General features: G+C 75.0%; 5 protein-coding genes. 3 read left to right on the top strand and 2 right to left on the bottom strand.

The window, feature by feature from the left end; translation table 11 throughout:
• Window positions 1-45: 45 nt before the first annotated feature.
• A complete protein-coding gene (locus tag AL2_RS32995; protein ID WP_067640679.1) occupies window positions 46-297 on the bottom strand; it encodes a DUF4873 domain-containing protein in 252 nt (83 codons plus the stop codon).
• Window positions 298-462: 165 nt separating this feature from the next.
• On the opposite strand from AL2_RS32995, the gene AL2_RS32990 reads away from it, so the two are divergent.
• Together AL2_RS32990 and AL2_RS32985 are read left to right on the top strand one after the other, a co-directional pair.
• Window positions 463-669, top strand: a complete 207-nt coding sequence (locus AL2_RS32990; protein ID WP_067640678.1) for a DUF7019 family protein — start codon at window positions 463-465, stop codon at window positions 667-669.
• A gap of 4 nt (window positions 670-673) precedes the next feature.
• On the top strand, window positions 674-4240 hold the full coding sequence (locus AL2_RS32985) for a serine/threonine-protein kinase (protein ID WP_067640675.1): 3567 nt from the start codon (window positions 674-676) through the stop codon (window positions 4238-4240).
• Here AL2_RS32985 and AL2_RS32980 read toward each other — a convergent pair.
• Window positions 4218-5558: a salicylate synthase gene (locus AL2_RS32980; protein ID WP_067640672.1), complete on the bottom strand. Its 1341-nt coding sequence runs from the start codon at window positions 5556-5558 to the stop codon at window positions 4218-4220. The genes AL2_RS32985 and AL2_RS32980 overlap by 23 nt on opposite strands.
• 92 nt (window positions 5559-5650) lie before the next feature.
• Here AL2_RS32980 and AL2_RS32975 point away from each other — a divergent pair, with 92 nt between their 5' ends.
• Window positions 5651-17701 carry a non-ribosomal peptide synthetase gene (locus tag AL2_RS32975; protein ID WP_083947145.1) on the top strand — a complete coding sequence of 4017 codons (12051 nt, stop codon included), beginning with the start codon at window positions 5651-5653 and terminating at the stop codon, window positions 17699-17701.
• The last annotated feature ends 99 nt before the right edge of the window (window positions 17702-17800 follow it).

The following is a 17800-nucleotide window of genomic DNA, read 5'->3' as shown; positions in this document are numbered from 1 at the left end:
CCGGCACCCGACCCCTACGCCGGCTCCGCCGGTTGGACGGTCGCTTCAGGCGAAGGGCGGCGGGCCACTTCCGACCAGCGTGACGACGTCAGACCAGACTGCCGCGTCACCGAGCGTGACCTGTGCCTCGCGGCCGTCTGGAAGTCTCAGCGTCCGGTCGTGCGGGTCGTCGGCATCGAAGTCGCCGATGGTCGCCGTCCCAGACCACTCCCGCTGCTTGGCGCGCAGATCGACGTAGACCTCGACCTCCGCGCCGCCGTTGCCGATCAGGGTGGCGGGGCCCCGGTAGCGGCTCACGCCGGAATCATCTCGTCAGTGCCGGTATGGAGTGTGCTCATGAAGACGCACCATAGCGTTCAGGTCGGACGTTCCCGGCCCGCACCGCTTCCCCCGCGGCCGGCGATCGGCAGGCGCGAGTAATCTGGCCTGGCAGCATCCGTTCCGCCCGGCGAAGGGGGCCGTGTGTCGCTGCGCTACCACCTCTCCATCAGCGATGCCAAGATCAACATGCTCCTTCGGCAGGCCGATCCCGGATTCGGGCGCAAGCGCACTTCCGAGGTCGGGATGAGCGTGAAGCTCCTCAGCGGCAAACGCACCGTGGAGGCGCCGAGGACGGACCAGGTGGAGCGGCTGGTCGGCAGCCCCCTGTTCGGCGCGCTCGCCGGCTGACGCCATGGCACCGGCTCGGAACTGGACGCCGGGCGAGGTCGTGCTCGGCCTCTACGAGGTGCTCGACGTGGTGCACAGCGGCGGCATGGGCGTGGTGCACCGGGTGCGTCATCGCGGCTGGCGGGTGGACATGGCCGTGAAAACGCCGCGTGCGAAATACGTCCGGAACCCGGAGGACCGCAGGCGCTTCGAGGCCGAGGCGGAAACGTGGGTCGGGCTCGGGCTCCACCCGCACACGGTCGGATGCGCCTATGTCCGCACCATCGACGGCCTGCCCCGGGTGTTCGCGGAATGGGTCGACGGCGGCAGCCTGGCCCAGGCCGTGGACGGCGGGGAACTCTACGGCGGCGGCCCGGAGGCGGCGCTGGCCCGCATCCTCGACATCGCTGTGCAGACGGCATGGGGGCTCGCGCACGCGCATGAGGCCGGGCTCGTCCATCAGGACGTCAAACCCGCGAACGTGATGCTGGAACCGGACGGCACGGCCAAGGTGACCGATTTCGGCCTGGCCAAGGCGCGGGCCACGAGCGAGACCGGCGAGACCGCGCCGCCCCCGGACGTCCCGGCGTCGGTCAGCTTCGGCGGGATGACGCGCGGCTACTGCTCCCCGGAGCAGGCCGCCGCGGCGGCCGGGACCAGGAGAGTCCGGCTGACGGCGGCGACGGACGTGTGGTCGTGGGCCGTGACCGTGCTGGAGATGTTCGCCGGACGGCCGCCGACGCGTCAGGGCCAGGCCGCCGGCGAGGCGTTGGAGGTGATCCTGCGCGAAGGCGGCGCGCGGGTGCCGATCCCGCCGGCGGTGGCGACTCTGCTGCGGCAGTGCTTCGCCGCGGACCCGGCGGCGCGTCCGGCCGGGTTCGGTGAGGTGGCGGCGACGCTTACCGAGCTGTACCGCGAGATCCTGGGCGTCCCCAACGAGCGGCCCGTGCCCAGGGCGGCGCGGCTGCTGTCGGACGGCCTGTCGAACCACGCGCTCTCGCTCCTGGACCTCGGCCGTACCGAGGAGGCCGAGGAGCTGTGGCGGCGGGCGCTCGGCACCGACCCGTACCATCTGCCGTCGGTCTACAACTTCGGCCTGCATCGGTGGCGGACGGCCCAGGAGACCGGCGAGGAACTCGTCACGAACATCGAGGCCGCGATCGCCGCGAGCGGCGGCGGCCGGGCCGGATACGGCGCCCTCCTCCTCGGCGCCGTCCAGCTGGAGCGGCACGAGGACGAGCGCGCCGGGGAACTGCTGCGCGAGGCGGTCGCCGCCGACCCCGACTCGGCGGACGCCGCCGAGGCGCTGGCCGAGTGGGAGCACCGCCCGCCGCGAATCCATGCGGACTTCGACGGTCACAAGGACAAGGACGTGTCGGCGGTCGCGGTCAGCGCGGACGGCGGCCTCGTCCTGTCCGGTGATCGCGCGGGTCGGCTACTGCTGTGGGAGCCGGGCCGGAGCCGGCGGCGGCGCACGCTGACCAGGAGCGGGGAGCGGGTCGCCGCCCTGGCGATGGACGGGGCCGGCGCGCTCGGGGCCGCCGTCCGGGAGGGCGCCGTCGAACTGTGGGATCTGCGGCGGGGCCGCCGACTGCCGAGCCCGCTGCAGCAGCTCGGGGCCGTCGCCGTGGCGGTGAGCGGCGACGGCCGCTACGTCGCGGCAGGGTATCCGCGCGGAATGATCCAGGTGTGGGAGGTCGCGGGGATGCTCATCGTCGCCGCCCTCCGCGGCCACACCGGGCCGGTCACCTCGCTGGCGCTGAGCCGGGACGGCCGGACGGCCCTGTCGGCATCGTTCGGCTCCTCGAACCACGACGCCACCGTTCGTGCATGGGACGTGGCAGGCGAAGAGTGCGTCGGCATGCTGGTCGGGCCCGCCAGAGGAACGCTGCACGGCAGGCCCGTGCACGCCAGCCCGATGGACGTCGGAGCCGTGTCGCCCGACGCCCGGCGCGCCGTGGTCGCCTGGTCGCAGGGGCCGCTCGTCGTGTGGGACGCGCAGGCGGGCGCCGTGGTCAGCGAGGCGCCGCACTCGTGGCGCCACGTGGAGTCCGTGGCGCCCGCCACGGCGGCACCGACCGTTGTGACCGTGTCGGACGGTGGCGGCGAGGTGCGGGTGTGGGACGCCTCGACCGGCAGCTGCCTGCGTGCGCTCGACCGGGACCTGCCGCCCGGCGCCGGCTGGACGAACGCCCTCGCCGTCAGCGCGGACGGCCGCGTCGCGGTACTCGGCCTGCCCCACGGACGCGTCGCGGTCCGGTCACTGCCCACCGGCGGGTACCGGGCGCCCTGGTGCTACGCGCGCCCGCGGCCGGCCCCCGAACTGGCCCGGGCGGACGAGGCGTTCCGCGAGCTGATGGACCGGGTGGACGAGCTGGCGGCCCGGGAGCGGTTCGCGGCCGCGGCGGCGGCGTTGAGGTCCGCCCAGCGGATGCCCGGGTTCGACCGCCACCCGGCGCTGCGGGCGGCGTGGGCACGGCTGGGCGAGCACGGCCGCAGGTCCACGTTGCTGAGCGCGTCACTGCTTTACTCCTACGACGCGGACCAGGTGTTCACGCAGCCGCCGACCGTGGCCGTGCGGGAGGACGGAGCCATCGCGGCGGCCGGACGGTGGACCGGCGAAGTGGACATCTGGGATCTCGCCGCGGGCGAGCGGCTGCACACCTTCGACCGCGGCGAGGGCGGCAACGCCAGGGACATCCGGTTCGCGGTGGACGGAATGCTGGTCCTGGTGCTGACGTCCGCGGGCACGATCCGGCAGTTGAGCCTCGAAACCGGCGGCAAGCGCCTGTTCACCGACGAGTTCGGCGCCATCAGCGCGTTCGCGGTGAACCCGGCGGGCGACCGGATCCTGATCGGCGACGTGACCGGCACCCTGCGGCTGCGGGACCTGCCCGCGGGCGACGTCTTGCGCGCGTGGCCGGCGCACGGCGGCAAGGTCCACGCGGCGGCGCTCAGCGCCGACGGCCGGTACGCGGCCACGCTCGGAAGCACGCACCCGGAGGCGGACCGCTTCGGCGGACCGCCCAACGAGAACGAGATCCACCTGTGGCGCCTGGGGGAGGACCGTCCCGTGTGGACGCTGCCGTCGCGGGCGTCCGATGAACGCCTCGACTTCAGCACGGACGGGCGGACCCTCTTCGTCTCCCGCAGCTGGTCCGTCGGCGCGTGGGACGTGGGCAACGGCGAGCTGCGCTACTCCTTCCTCGGCCAGGGAAGCGGTCTTTCGGACATCGGCGTCGTCCTCGGCGCGGACGGCCGGCTGGCGGCGAGCACCGACCGGGAATCGCTGCTCATCTGGGGGACCGATACCGGAGAGGTCGTCAGGACCCTGTCGACGCCGGGGACCCCGAGCGCCTTCGCCCTCAGCGCCGACGGGGCGTTCGCGGTCACCGGCGCGGACCGCACGGTTCGGGTGTGGGATGTCCGCTCCGGCCTCTGCCTGCGCACGCTGGAAGGCCACCGCAGCTCGCTCTACCAGGCGGCGCTGAGCCGGGACGGCACGCTGCTGGTCACCATCGACCTGAGTCCGGCCATGTGGGTGTGGGAGCTGGCGTGGGAGTTCGACTTCACACCCGACGCCGGTGACTGAACGGGGGATCAGGGGAGGGGACGACGTAGGGGGCGATGCTGGACAGCTTCTCGCAGGTCTCCTCGTACTCGCGGGCGGGGGTGGAGGCGCTGACGATGCCGGCGCCCGCGCGGAGCCAGGCGCGGCCGTTCTCGCTGTACAGGGCGCGCAGGACGAGGGCGGAGTCGAGGGCGCCGTCGTGGGAGACGGCCACCACGGCGCCGGAGTACATGCCGCGGCGGTCCTCAAGGCGGGTGATGGCCTCGATCGCGTCCGGCTTCGGGATGCCGGACGCGGTCACGCCGGGGAAGAGGGCGTCCAGGGCATCCCACGGCGAGCGGTCCAGGGCGAGGACGCCGACGGCCCGCGACCCGAGGTGCTGGACGCTGCCCCGCTCCTTCACGGTCATGAAGTCGGTGACCTGGACGGTGCCCGGGTCGCAGACGCGGTGCAGTTCCTCCAGTGACGTGCGCACCGAGACGGCGTGCTCGAAGATCTCCTTCGGGTCGTTCTCCAGTTCGAGGCGGCCGCGGGCGTCGGTCTCGGCGTCGGTCCCGAACGCGCGCGTGCCGGCGAGGGGCTGGGTCATGACGCGGCCGTCCGCGTCCACCGTCGCGAGGACCTCGGGGCTGAACCCGGTGGCCTGGAAGCCGCCGAGGTCGAGGAGGAACGAGCGGGCGGGGGTGTTGGCCTCGCGTCCGCGCATATAGGTCGCGATGACGTCGACCGGGTACGGGATGTCGACGCGGCGGGACACGATGACCTTCTGGTAGCGGCCCGCGTGGATCTCGGTGATGGCCTCGGCGACCTTGGCGCGGTAGGCGCCGCCGTCCACCCGGACGCCGACGGGGGAGGGGGTCCCGGGGATCGGGGCGGTCTCGGCGAGGAGTCCGGCGACCCGGCCGGCGACCCGGTCCGCGTCCGGGCCGGTGATGCGGGCGCGGCCGCCGGTGATGCGGACCTCGGTGCGCGGGACGATCAGGTGCGCGAGCCGGCCGGTGGGGTGGGCCGCGGCGAACTCGAAGGCGATCCAGCCGTAGGCGTTCCAGGCGGGCTGCGGGGCCTCGGCGAACGCGTCGCGGAGCGCGTCGGCCGGGCGCCCCGACCAGGGGCGGGCGGACGCCGGACCGCCCGGCCAGCGGGTCCGGACGGTGCCCGCGTCGAGGACGACCTCGCCGAGCACGCCGCCCGCGAACGTCCACGAGCCGGGCCGCTCGTAGACCACGTAGTCGGCGAACAGGCCGGATCCGGCCAGCCGGGCCATGGCGGCGAGGGGCTCCGCGGGGCATTCCAGCACGAGCTCCGTGGGATTCGCATCAGCGCGCAGACCGATGGACAAGGCAGCCAACTCCCTTTCGCGGCCGGAAGATCAAGTTAGGTAAGGCTAACCTTGTGCGCTCGGTGTAGGCAAGGCTAACCTAACTCGCGATCATGGAGTCGGACGAAAGAGCGGGCGTGCAGACGACGACGGCGCGGCGGCGCGAACTGATGCGGCGGATGATGGCCGAGGCCGGGCTGGGATCCGGCGATGCCGGGATCGCCCCCCGCGGATCGGACGGGCCGGCGCCGCTGTCCCACGCGCAGCAGAGCATGTGGCTGCACCACCGCACCTTCCCGGACAGTCCCGCCTACAACGTCTGCCTGCTCGTCCGCATGGACGGCCCGCTCGACACCGGCGCCCTGCGGGAGGCGCTGCGCGGGCTGATCCGCCGCCACGCCGTTCTCCGCACCGTCTACGCGGAGGCCGCCGGCGCGGAGGACGGCGGCGAGGCCCAGCCGGTGCAGATCGTCACGGACGACGACATGCTGGACCTCGCGCCGGTTCCGTGCGCGGACGCCGAGGCGCGCGCGGCGGACCTCGCGGCGATCCCGTTCGATCTGCGGAACGAGCGGCCGATCCGGCTCGAGCTGCTCGGGCTCGGTGAGGACGAGCACGCGCTGGTCCTGGTCGTCCACCACATCGCGTGGGACGGGATGACGTGGGGGTCGCTGTCGCGCGACCTGTCCGCCCTCTACCGCGCGGCCGTCACCGGAGAGCCGGACGGGCTGCCGGCGCTGCGCGTCCAGTACGCCGACTACGCGGAATGGGAGCGGCGGCGGCCCATCGACGAGGGCGACCTCGCGTACTGGCGCGAGCGCCTCGACCCTCCGCCCGCGCCGCTCGACCTGCCCGCCGACCGCCCGCGCGGTGCCGCCGTCGGCGAACGGGGCGGGCGCCGCGCGCGGCGGTTCGACGACGCCGTGACCGAGGGGATGCGGAAGCTCGCCGCCGAGGAGAACCTCACCCCCTACACGGTGATGCTGGCGGCCTACGCCGTCCTACTGCACCGCTACACCGGCGCCGGCGACGTGGCGATCGGGTCGGCGGTGATGAACCGCGAGCACGCCGAGATCGAGCGGCTCGTCGGCAACTTCGGCAATACGCTCGTGCTGCGGACCGACCTGTCCGGCTCGCCGACGTTCCGGGAGGCGCTGCGGCGCACCGGCCGGACGGTCACCGACGGCTTCGCCCACCAGGACCTGCCCTACGACCGGATCGTCCAGGAACTCCGTCCCGCGCGGGGGCGCGGGCGGTCGGCGTTCTTCGACACGATGCTCCTCTTCCTCGCCCAGGAGATCGGCGAGCTCGACCTGCCCGGCATCACGTCGAGCTGGACGCACATCCACAACGGCACGACCCATTTCGACCTGTCGCTCGAGGCGTTCGTCCGGCCGCAGGGCATGACCGTCGAAGCCACGTTCCGGCGCGAGCTGTTCGACGACGAGCGCATCGACGCGCTGCTCGCCCACCTGGAGACGCTCCTCGGCGACGCGATCGCCGACCCGGACCGCACCATCGGCGCCCTCGACATCATGGACGGCGGCGAGCGCGCCCTCATCGAGGCCGCCAACGCCACCGAGCGGCCGGTGCCCGAGACGGACGTCGTCGCGCTGTTCGCCGAGCAGGCAGCCCGCACGCCCGGCGCCACGGCCGTCCAAGCCGGGGCCGAGTCCCTCACCTATGCCGACCTGGACGAGCGGTCGTCGGCGCTCGCGGCCGGACTCCGCGCCAGGGGCGCCGCGGCCGAGAGCGTCGTCGCGATCGCGCTGCCCCGCACACCGGACCTCGCCGTCGCCCTGCTGGGCGTCCTGAAGGCGGGCGCCGCGTACCTGCCGCTCGACCTCGACCATCCCGCCGACCGGCTCGCCCACATGCTCGACGACGCCCGGCCCCTCTGCGCGATCGTCACACCGGAGACCGCGCACCTCCTCCCGGACACGGCGAGCCTCCTCGTCCTCGACGGCCCCCTCCGTCCGGAGGCCGCGCCCGCCGACGCCATCGGCGGAGACCAGCTCGCCTACGTCATCTACACGTCCGGTTCGACCGGACGCCCCAAGGGCGTCGCGATCCCGCACGGCGCGCTGGCGAACTTCCTGCTCGCGACGCGCGCGCAACTGGACCTGAGCGCCGGGGACCGGCTCGTCGCGGTGACGACGATCGCGTTCGACATCGCCGCACTGGAACTGTTCGTCCCGCTGATCAGCGGCGCGACCGTCGTCCTCGCCGACCGGGCGGCCGTCCGCGACCCGGCCGCGCTGGCCGGGCTGCTGAAGGACGCCACGGTCGTGCAGGGCACCCCGTCGCTGCTCGGCACGCTCGACCCGGCCGCGCTGACGGGGCTCCGGGTGCTCGTCGGCGGCGAGGCGCTGCCCCCGGCGCTCGCCGAGACCCTGCGGGCGCGGGCGGCGCTCGCGACGAACATGTACGGGCCGACGGAGGCGACGATCTGGGCGACGTCCGCGGACCTGCCCGCGCCCGGCATCGGCGGCCCGTTCCGGAACACCCGCGCGCACATCCTCGACGCGCGGCTCCGCCCCGTCCCGCCGGGCGTGCCCGGCGAGCTGTACCTGGCGGGCGCCCAGCTGGCCCGCGGCTACACCGGCCGCCCCGGCCTCACCGCGGAGCGGTTCACCGCCGACCCGTACGGACCGCCCGGCTCCCGCATGTACCGGACGGGCGACCTGGCGCGGCGCGCCCGCGACGGGTCGATCGAGTACCTCGGCCGCACCGACGACCAGGTGAAGATCCGCGGGTTCCGGATCGAGCCGGCCGAGACGCAGGCGGTCCTCGCCGCGCAGCCGGGCGTCGCGGCGGCGGCCGTCGTGGTCCGCGAGGACCGCCCCGGCGAGCCCCGGCTCGTCGGCTACTACGTCCCGGCGGGCCGCACCGACGAGGCGGCCCTCCGGGACGCGCTCGCCGGCGCGCTGCCCGCGTACATGGTGCCGTCCGCCCTCGTCGCCCTCGACGCGCTGCCCCGCACGGTCAACGGCAAGCTCGACCGCGCCGCGCTGCCCGCGCCCGAGGCCGGCGTCACCGGCCGCGCCCCGCGCGACGCCCGCGAGGCCGCCCTGTGCGCGATCTTCGCCGAGCTGCTCGGCGTCGAGGGGATCGGCATCGACGACGACTTCTTCGCGCTCGGCGGGCATTCGCTGCTTGCGGCCCGCGTCGCGGCGAAGGCCCGCGCCGTCCTCGGCGCGGACCTGTCCATCGCGGACGTGTTCGAGGCCCCGACCGTCGCCGCCCTCGCGCCCAGGCTGGTCGCGACGGACGTGCTGCGGGTGCGCGATGTCGGACGCCCCGAGATCGTCCCGGCGTCGGCGGCGCAGCGCGGGCTGTGGCTGGAGGAGCGGCTGCGCGGCCCGTCCGCGTCCTACGCGCTGCCCCTCGGCCTGCGCCTCCGCGGCCCGGTGGACGCGGACGCGCTCGACGCCGCGTTCGCCGACGTCGTCGCGCGCCACGAGGCGCTGCGGACGCTGCTCGTCGAAGGACCGGACGGCCTTCCCGTCCAGCAGGTCCGGGAAGCGGACGCCCGCCTCTCCGTCATCGACGCGCGAGGCGAGACCCCGGGACGCGTCGCGGCCATCGAGCGGGACGCCGCCGCGCACGTCCTCGACATCGGCCGCGACCTGCCCGTCCGCGGCACCCTCGTCCGGACCGGCGACGACGAGTGGTCGCTGATCCTGCTCCTGCACCACGCCGCCGCCGACGAATGGTCGTTCACGCCGCTGCTCGCCGACCTGGCGCGCGCCTACGATGCCCGGCGCGGCGGGCGCGCGCCCGACTGGGAGCCGCTGCCGGTCCAGTACGCCGACTACGCGGCCTGGCAGCGCGACGCCGCGCCCGACCCGGCCCCCCAGCTCGGCTTCTGGGCGGAGGCGCTCGCCGGCCTGCCCGCCGAGACCGTCCTGCCGTTCGACCGGCCGCGCCCGGCGGAGGCGGGCCACCGGGGCGGGCTCGTGCCGTTCCGGCTCCCGGCCGGCCCGGTCCGGCGGCTGGCCCGCGACACCGGGACCAGCGTGTTCATGGTGCTGCACGCCGCCGTCGCCGCGCTGCTCCAGCGGTCCGGCGCCGGCGACGACATCGCGCTCGGCTCGCCCATCGCCGGACGCGCCGACGAGGACCTCGCCGGCCTGGTCGGGGTGTTCGTCAACCCGCTCGTCCTGCGCGCCGACCTGTCCGGCGACCCGACGTTCGGCGAGCTGCTCGACCGGGTGCGGGCCGCCGACCTCGCCGCGTTCTCGCACGCCGACGTCCCGTTCGAGCGGGTGGTGGACCGGCTCGCCCCGGAACGCTCGCTGGCCCGCAGCCCGCTGTTCCAGGTGATGATCGTCCATCAGCGGCTGGACGACGTGCGCCTCGCGCTGCCGGGCGTCCGCGCCGAGCCGTTCCTGCCCGAGACCGGCGGCGTGAAGTTCGACCTCGACCTCTACTTCGCCGAGGGCGGCGACGAGGTCGAAGGGTTCGCCGCGTTCGCCGCCGACCTCTTCGACGCCGCCACCGTCGAAGGGCTCATGGACGGCCTGGGCGACCTGATCGCCCAGGTCACCGCCGACCCCGGACGGCGGCTCTCCTCCCTCGGCACACCCGTCGAGCACCCCGACACCACCCGGGAGTTCCCGATCCGGACGGCCGCCGCCCTCATCGAGGACCAGGCCGCGCGAACCCCCGGCAAGGCCGCCGTCGTCTTCGGCGACACCGTCCTCACCTACGCCGGCCTCGACCGCCGCGCCGAGGCGCTCGCCGACCGGCTCGCCGCCGCGGGCGCCGGCCCGGAGCAGGTCGTCGGGCTCGCGCTGCCGCGCTCGGACGCGTTCGCCGTCGCGCTGCTCGCCGTGCTCAAGACGGGCGCGGCCTACCTGCCGGTCGACCTGTCGTATCCGCCCGCCCGCGTCGAGGCGATGCTGGACGCGGTCCGGCCGCTGCTCGTCCTCGGCCGCGACGAACCGCCCCGGGACGCGCCCCGCCGCGTCCGCCCGGACCCGCACCCGGACCACCCGTCCTACGTGGTCTTCACGTCCGGGTCGACCGGGACGCCGAAGGCCGTCGCCGGCACCCAGCGCGCCCTCGCCAACCGCCTCGCCTGGGGCGCGGACCTCGCCGCGCCCGGCGTCCGCGTCGCCAAGTCGTCGCCCGCGTTCATCGACGGCACGACCGAACTGCTCGGCGGCCTCGCCGCAGGCGACACGGTCGTCATCGCCGACGCCGCGACCGCGGCCGACGCCGTCGCGCTCGCCGACTTCATCGAACGGCACCGCGCCGGGCTCGTCACGCTCGTCCCGAGCCTGCTCGCCGCGTTCGCCGAGAACGGGCTGCCGCCGTCCGTCACCACCTGGATCAGCAGCGGGGAGGCGCTGCCCGCCGCGCTCGCCGAGCAGGTCCCGGCCCGGCTGATCAACCTGTACGGGTGCTCGGAGGCCGCCGGCGACAGCCTCATCGCGGAAGCGGGGGGATTGGCGCCCATCGCCAACACCCGCGCGCACGTCCTCGACGCCGCGCTGCGCGAGGTCCCCGCCGGGGAGCTGTACCTGGCGGGCGACGGGCTCGCGCGCGGCTACCTCGGCGACCCGGCCCGCACCGCCGAGCGGTTCGTCGCGAACCCGTTCGGCCCGCCCGGCTCCCGCCTGTACCGGACCGGCGACCGGGTCCGGCGCCGCCCGGACGGCGGGCTCGACTTCCTCGGCCGCACCGACGACCAGATCACGATCCGCGGCTTCCGGATCGAGCCGGGCGAGGTCGAGGCCGTGCTCGCCGCCCGGCCGGGCGTCCGGCGGGCCGCGGTCGCCGCGCACGGGTCCCGCCTCGTCGGGTACATCGTCGGCGACGCCGACACCCAGGCCCTGCACGAGTCGCTGCGGAGCCTCCTGCCCGGCCATCTCGTCCCGGCCGACCTGGTCGTCCTGGACGAGCTGCCGCTGAACCCGAACGGGAAGGTCGACCGGCGCTCGCTCCCCGAGCCGGGGCGGCCCGCCGGCGGGCGGGCGCCGTCGACCGAGCCGGAACGCGTCCTCGCCGCGATCGCCGCGAGCGTCCTCGGCCGCGACGGCGTGGGCGCCGACGACGACTTCTTCCGCACCGGCGGCGACAGCATCGGCGCGGCGCTCCTCGTCGCCCGCGCACGCCGCGCCGGACTGGTGTTCACCGTCCGCGACGTCTTCCGCCTCCGCACGGTCGAGCAGCTCGCCCGGACGGCCGCGCCCGCCGCCGACGCGGTCACCGCCCAGGCCGCCGAACCGGCCGGCGAGCTCCCGCTCTCGCCGCTCCAGGAGGGCCTGCTCTTCCACCTGATGCTCGCCGGCGAAGGCCGCGACATCTACGTCCAGCAGGCGGTCGTGACGCTGTCCGGGCCGGTCGATCCCGGCCGGATGGCGGACGCGGCGCGCGCCGTGCTGACCAAGTTCCCGAACCTGCGCGCCGGGTTCCGGACGGACGGCGACCGCGCCGTGCAGTTCGTCCCCGACGACGTCGACGCGCCCTGGACCTACGCCACCGTCGCCCCGGACGACCTCGAAGCCTTCATCGACGCCCAGCGGGCGGAACCGTTCGACCCGGGCCGGCCGCCGCTCATCCGGTTCGCGCTGGCCACCCTCGCCCCCGGCGACCACCGCCTGATCCTGACGTCCGAGCTGATCCTGCTGGACGGCTGGTCGGGCGGCCTCCTCGTCACCTCGCTGCTCGGCTCCTACACCGATGCGGCGGAGGAGGCGGCGCGTCCCGTCCCGCAGTTCCGCGCGTTCCTCGACTGGGTCGGCACCCGCGACAAGGCCGCCGCGGTGGACGCCTGGCGCCGCGCGCTCGACGGCTTCGACGAGCCCGCCCTCGTCCGCCCCGGCCTGGTCGGCGCGCCGGCCGACCTCGCGGACGCCGGGGAGGTGCACCGGCCGCTCCCGCCCGCCCTCGCCGGACGGCTCGACGCCGTCGCCCGCGACCGCGGCGTCACCCCCGGCACGCTCTTCGAGACCGCGTGGGGCCTGGTCCTGATGGGCCTGACCGGGCGGGACGACGTCGTCTTCGGCGCCTCCGTCTCCGGACGCCACCCCGACGTGGACGGCGTCGAATCCATGGTCGGCCTGCTGTTCAACACGATCCCCGTCCGAGTCCAGGCAGGCCCGGCGGACCCGCCGGCGGCCGTGCTCGACCGCGTCCAGCAGGCGCAGTCCGAGCTGTTCGACCACTCGTACGTCGCGCTCGCCGACGTCCAGCGCGCCACGGGCCTCGGGACGCTCTTCGACACGCTGTTCGTCTTCCAGAACTTCCCCGGCATGCCGACCGGCCGCGGCTTCGGCCCGGACGGCGACCTCCGCGTCCTCGGCCGCGACGTCCGGGACGCGACGCACTACCCGATCACGATCGTCGTCGAGCCCGGTGCAGGGCTGCGGGTCATGTACCGGAAGGACGCGTTCACCGGCGCCGAGGCCGAACGCGTCACCGACCGCTACCTCGGCGTCCTCCACCAGCTCGCCGACGACCCCGCCGCGCCCTGCCACCGGCTCGACCTCCTCGTCCCCGAGGAGCACGCCGGGCTCCGCCGCGCCTGGGAGGAGGCGCGGCACCCCGTCCCCGAGCTGACGGTCGCGGAACTGCTCGCCGAACGCGCCGCGGAGCAACCCGAAGACCTCGCGCTCGTGTCCTTCCCCGACGTGCGCCTCACCTACGGGGAGCTGAACGCCGAGGTCAACCGCCTCGCCCGCCTCCTCATCGCGAACGGCGCGGGCCCGGAACGGGTCGTCGCGCTCGCGCTGCCCCGCTCCGCGCAGATGGTCGTCGCGCTGTTCGCCGTCCTGCGCACCGGCGCCGCGTACCTGCCGCTCGAACTCGACTACCCGGCCGACCGGCTCGACTACATGCTGAAGGACGCGGCCCCCGCCTGCCTGGTCTCGCACAGCGTCATCGCCGCCGGCCTAGCCTTCGCCGGCCCGACCCTCGCGCTGGACGACCCCGGGACCGCCCGCGCCCTCGCCGACCTCCCCGGGACCGACCCGGCCCCCGGCGAACTGGGGGACTTCGCCCCCGGCACCCCGGGCCGGCTCGACCACCCCGCCTACGTCATCTACACGTCCGGCTCGACGGGACGGCCCAAGGGCGTGGTGACGCCGTACCGCGGCCTCACCAACATGCAGTTCAACCACCGCGCCAACATCTTCGACCCGGTGGTCGCCTCGGCGGGCCGCCGCCTCCGCATCGCGCACACCGTCTCCTTCTCCTTCGACATGTCGTGGGAGGAGCTCCTCTGGCTCATCGAAGGCCACGAGGTCCACGTCTGCGACGAGGACCTGCGCCGCGACGCCGAGGCGCTGACCGCCTACCTCCGCCGGCACCGCATCGACGTCATCAACGTGACCCCGACCTACGCCCAGCAGCTCCTCGACGAGGGGCTCCTGGACGGCGGGCACCGGCCGCCGCTCGTCCTCCTCGGCGGCGAGGCCGTCCCGGCCTCCGTGTGGGACCGGCTCGCACGGGCCGACGGCGTCCTCGGCTACAACCTGTACGGGCCGACCGAGTACACGATCAACACGCTCGGCGGCGGGACCGAGGACAGCGCCACCCCGACCGTCGGCAGGCCGATCTGGAACACCCGCGGCTACGTCCTCGACGGCTGGCTGCGGCCCGTCCCGCCGGGTGCGCCCGGCGAGCTCTACATCGCGGGCGACGGCCTGGCGCGCGGCTACCTCGGCCGCGCCGACCTGACCGCCGAGCGCTTCGTCGCCGACCCCTTCCGCACCGATCCGTCCGCGGGCGGCCGCATGTACCGGACGGGCGACCTCGTCCGGGTCCGCGAGGACGGCAACATCGACTTCCTCGGCCGCACCGACGACCAGGTGAAGATCCGCGGCTACCGGGTCGAGCCGGCGGAGATCGAGACCGCGCTCGCCGCCGAACCCGGCGTCGGGCAGGCCGCGGTCGTCGCCGCCGGCACCGGCGTCCCCGGCGTGCAGCGCCTCCTCGGCTATATCGTCCCGGACGGCACCCGCGAGGGCGCCGCCGACGAGCAGCTCGCCGAGTGGCGGCAGATCTACGACGCCGAGTACACCGAGGTCGGCACGGTCGTCCGCACCGAGGAGTTCGCCGGCTGGGACAGCAGCTACGACGGGAGCCCCATCCCCCTGGACGACATGCGCGAATGGCGCGAGACGACGGTCGAGCGCATCCAGGCCCTGCGCCCCCGCCGCGTCCTGGAGATAGGCGTAGGCGCCGGCCTCCTCCTCACCCGCCTCGCCCCCGAGAGCGAGGAGTACTGGGGCACCGACTTCTCCGAACCGGTCATCAGCAAGCTGCGGCACGACCTCGGCCCGGACTCGCCCGTCCGGCTGAGCTGCCGGCCGGCCCACGACACCGCCGGCCTGCCCGAGGAGTACTTCGACACGATCGTCATCAACTCGGTCGTCCAGTACTTCCCGGGCGCCACCTACCTCCAGGACGTCATCGCCAAGGCGATGCGCCTCCTCGCCCCCGGCGGGACGCTGTTCATCGGCGACGTGCGCGACCTGCGAACCGTCCGCCACCTGCACACCGCGATCCAGCTCGGCCGCGGCACCGGCGACCTCGACGCCATCGAGCGCGCCGTCCGGAGGGAGAAGGAACTCCTCCTCGACCCCGCCTTCTTCACCGCGCTGGACGGCCCGGCCCGCGTCGACGTCCTCACCAAACGCGGCACCCACCACAACGAACTGACCCGCCACCGCTACGACGCCGTCCTCCACAAGGACGCCCCGCCCGCCCCGCCGACCAGGAACACCCCCTGGACCACCCTCGACGATTTCGTTGACCTGCGGCGTGTTGTTGTTATGGAGGCCCGGATAACAACAACACGCCGCAGGTCAACGGGGGAGGGCGGGGCGGTGCGGGTGTGGGGGATCCCCGATCCGCGGGTTTCGGGGGAGGTCGCCGCGTTGCGGGTGCTGCGGGACGGCGGCTCGGCGGACGAGGCCCGGCGGGCACTGGCCGCGCCTCCGGAAGGGATCGAGCCGGAGACGCTGTACGCGTTGTTCCCGGACGTCGTGCTCACTCCGTCGGAGCGGGCCGGATGCTACGACGCCGTGTTCGGCGGGGGAGCGGCGTGCCTTCCGGCGGAGCCGGGACGCGCGCCAGCCTCGTACGCGAACGACCCCGTCGCCGCGCGCGACCACGGGGTGCTCGCCGCGCGCGTCAGGGAGGGCCTCAAGGCCCGGCTGCCCGGCTACATGGTGCCGAGCGCGATCATGACCCTGGACGCGCTGCCGCTCACGGTCAACGGCAAGCTCGACCGGCGCGCCCTCCCCGACCCCGGACGGGACGCGCCGCGCCGCGCCGGCCGCCCGCCGCGCACGCCCGTCGAACGGCTGCTGTGCACGCTGTTCACCGAGGTGCTGGACGCGCCGGGCGCCGGCATCGACGACGACTTCTTCGACCTCGGCGGCCACTCGCTGCTCGCGACGAGGCTCGTCGGCCGCGCCCGTGCCGTGCTCGGCGCCGAGCTGGCGATCCGCGACCTGTTCGAGGCGCCGACCGTCGCCGAACTGGCCGCGCGGGTCCACCGCGACGCGGGCGCGCGGCCCCGGCCCGCGCTGGAGCCGAGGGAGCGGCCCGCGCGCATCCCGCTGTCGTCCGCGCAGCGCCGGCTGTGGCTGCTCGACCAGCTGCTCCGCGAGGACGACGGGCCGCGCGGCGCCTACCATCTGCCGCTCGCGGTCCGGCTCCGCGGCGACCTCGACCTCGCGGCGCTCGAAGCGGCGATCGGCGACGTCGCCGCCCGGCACGAGAGCCTCCGGACGGTCTTCCCCGAGCACGACGGCACCCCCTACCAGCGGATCCTCGGCCCGGAGGAGGCGCGCCCCGCGCTGGAGGTCGCGGCCTGCCCGCCCGAGGACGTCATCGCGCGGCCGTTCGACCTGGCCGAGGACGTCCCGCTGCGCGTCGCGGTGTTCCCCGAAGGGGAGCGCGAGCACCTGCTGCTGGCCGTCTTCCACCACATCGCGTTCGACGAGTGGTCGTTCGGGCCGTTCGCCCGCGACGTCGCGGAGGCGTACGCGGCCCGCCTGGACGGGAGGGCGCCGGCCTGGGAACCGCCGCCCGTCCAGTACGCCGACCACGCCCTCTGGCAGCGGGAGCTGCTCGGCGACCCGCTCGACCCCGGCAGCGTCCACGCCCGGCAGCTCGACCACTGGGCGCGGACCCTGGCCGGCCTCCCCGAGGAGATCCCGCTGCCGGTGGACCGGCCGCGCCCCGGCACCGTCGGGCAGCGCGGCGGGACTCTCGCCGCCGACCTGCCGCCCGGCCTGGTGCGGCGCCTGCGCGGCGTCGCGCGGGACGGCGGCGCCAGCATGTTCATGGTGTGCCAGGCCGCCGTCGCGGCACTGCTGCACCGGACGGGCGCCGGCGACGACATCCCGCTCGGCGGCCCCGTCGCCGGCCGCACCGAGGAGGCCGCGCGCGACCTCGTCGGGTTCTTCGTCAACACGCTCGTGCTGCGCGCGGACGTGTCCGGCGATCCCGCGTTCGCGGAGCTGCTCGCCCGCGTCCGGGACGCAGATCTCGCCGGGCTCGCCAACCAGGACCTCCCCTTCGAGGCGGTCGTCGAGGCGCTGCGCCCGCGCCGCGTCCCCGGACGCAACCCGCTGTTCCAGGTGATGGTCGGCTACGAGAACCAGGGCGCGGGCGACGTGCGGTTCCCCGGACTGGAGCAGCGGGAGGCGCTGTTCGGGCCGGGCGCGGCGAAGTTCGACCTCGACTTCATCTTCCGGGAGGCCGCCGGCGGCCTCCGGCTGGTCGTCGACTACTCCGCCGACCTGTTCGACCCGGCCACGATCGACGCCCTGGCGGCCGGGCTGATCCGCCTGCTGGAGGCGGTCGCGGACGATCCCGGCGTGCGGGTCGGGGCGCTTCCCTCCGTGCTGACCGCCCGCGCCGCGACCTCGGCGGCGGCCACGGCGTCGGCTCCGGCGGTCGCGGCCCCGGCCGCACGGCGGGACGGCGAGCGGGAGGCGGCGCTGTGCCGCATCTTCGCCGAGGAGCTCGGCGTCCCGGACGTCGGGCCGGACGACGACTTCTTCGACCTCGGCGGCCACTCGCTGCTCGCGATGCGGCTCGTCCGGCGGATCAGGACCGAGCCCGGCTGCGCGGCGGCGAAGATCGCGACCCTGATGGCCGCGCCGACCGTCGCCGGCCTGCTGGCACGGCTGGAGTGAGGTGCCTCATACCTGGGCGCCCATTGCATGGTTAGGTGAGGCTAACCTAAGATCCTTGATCAGTTACCCCCGAAGCACCCGGAAGGACACCGGTCCTCT

The sequence above is a fragment of the Actinomadura latina NBRC 106108 genome (genome assembly GCF_001552195.1).
In the GTDB taxonomy this organism is placed as follows: Bacteria; Actinomycetota; Actinomycetes; order Streptosporangiales; family Streptosporangiaceae; genus Spirillospora; species Spirillospora latina.
This window is presented reverse-complemented; position numbering and strand designations above follow the sequence as displayed.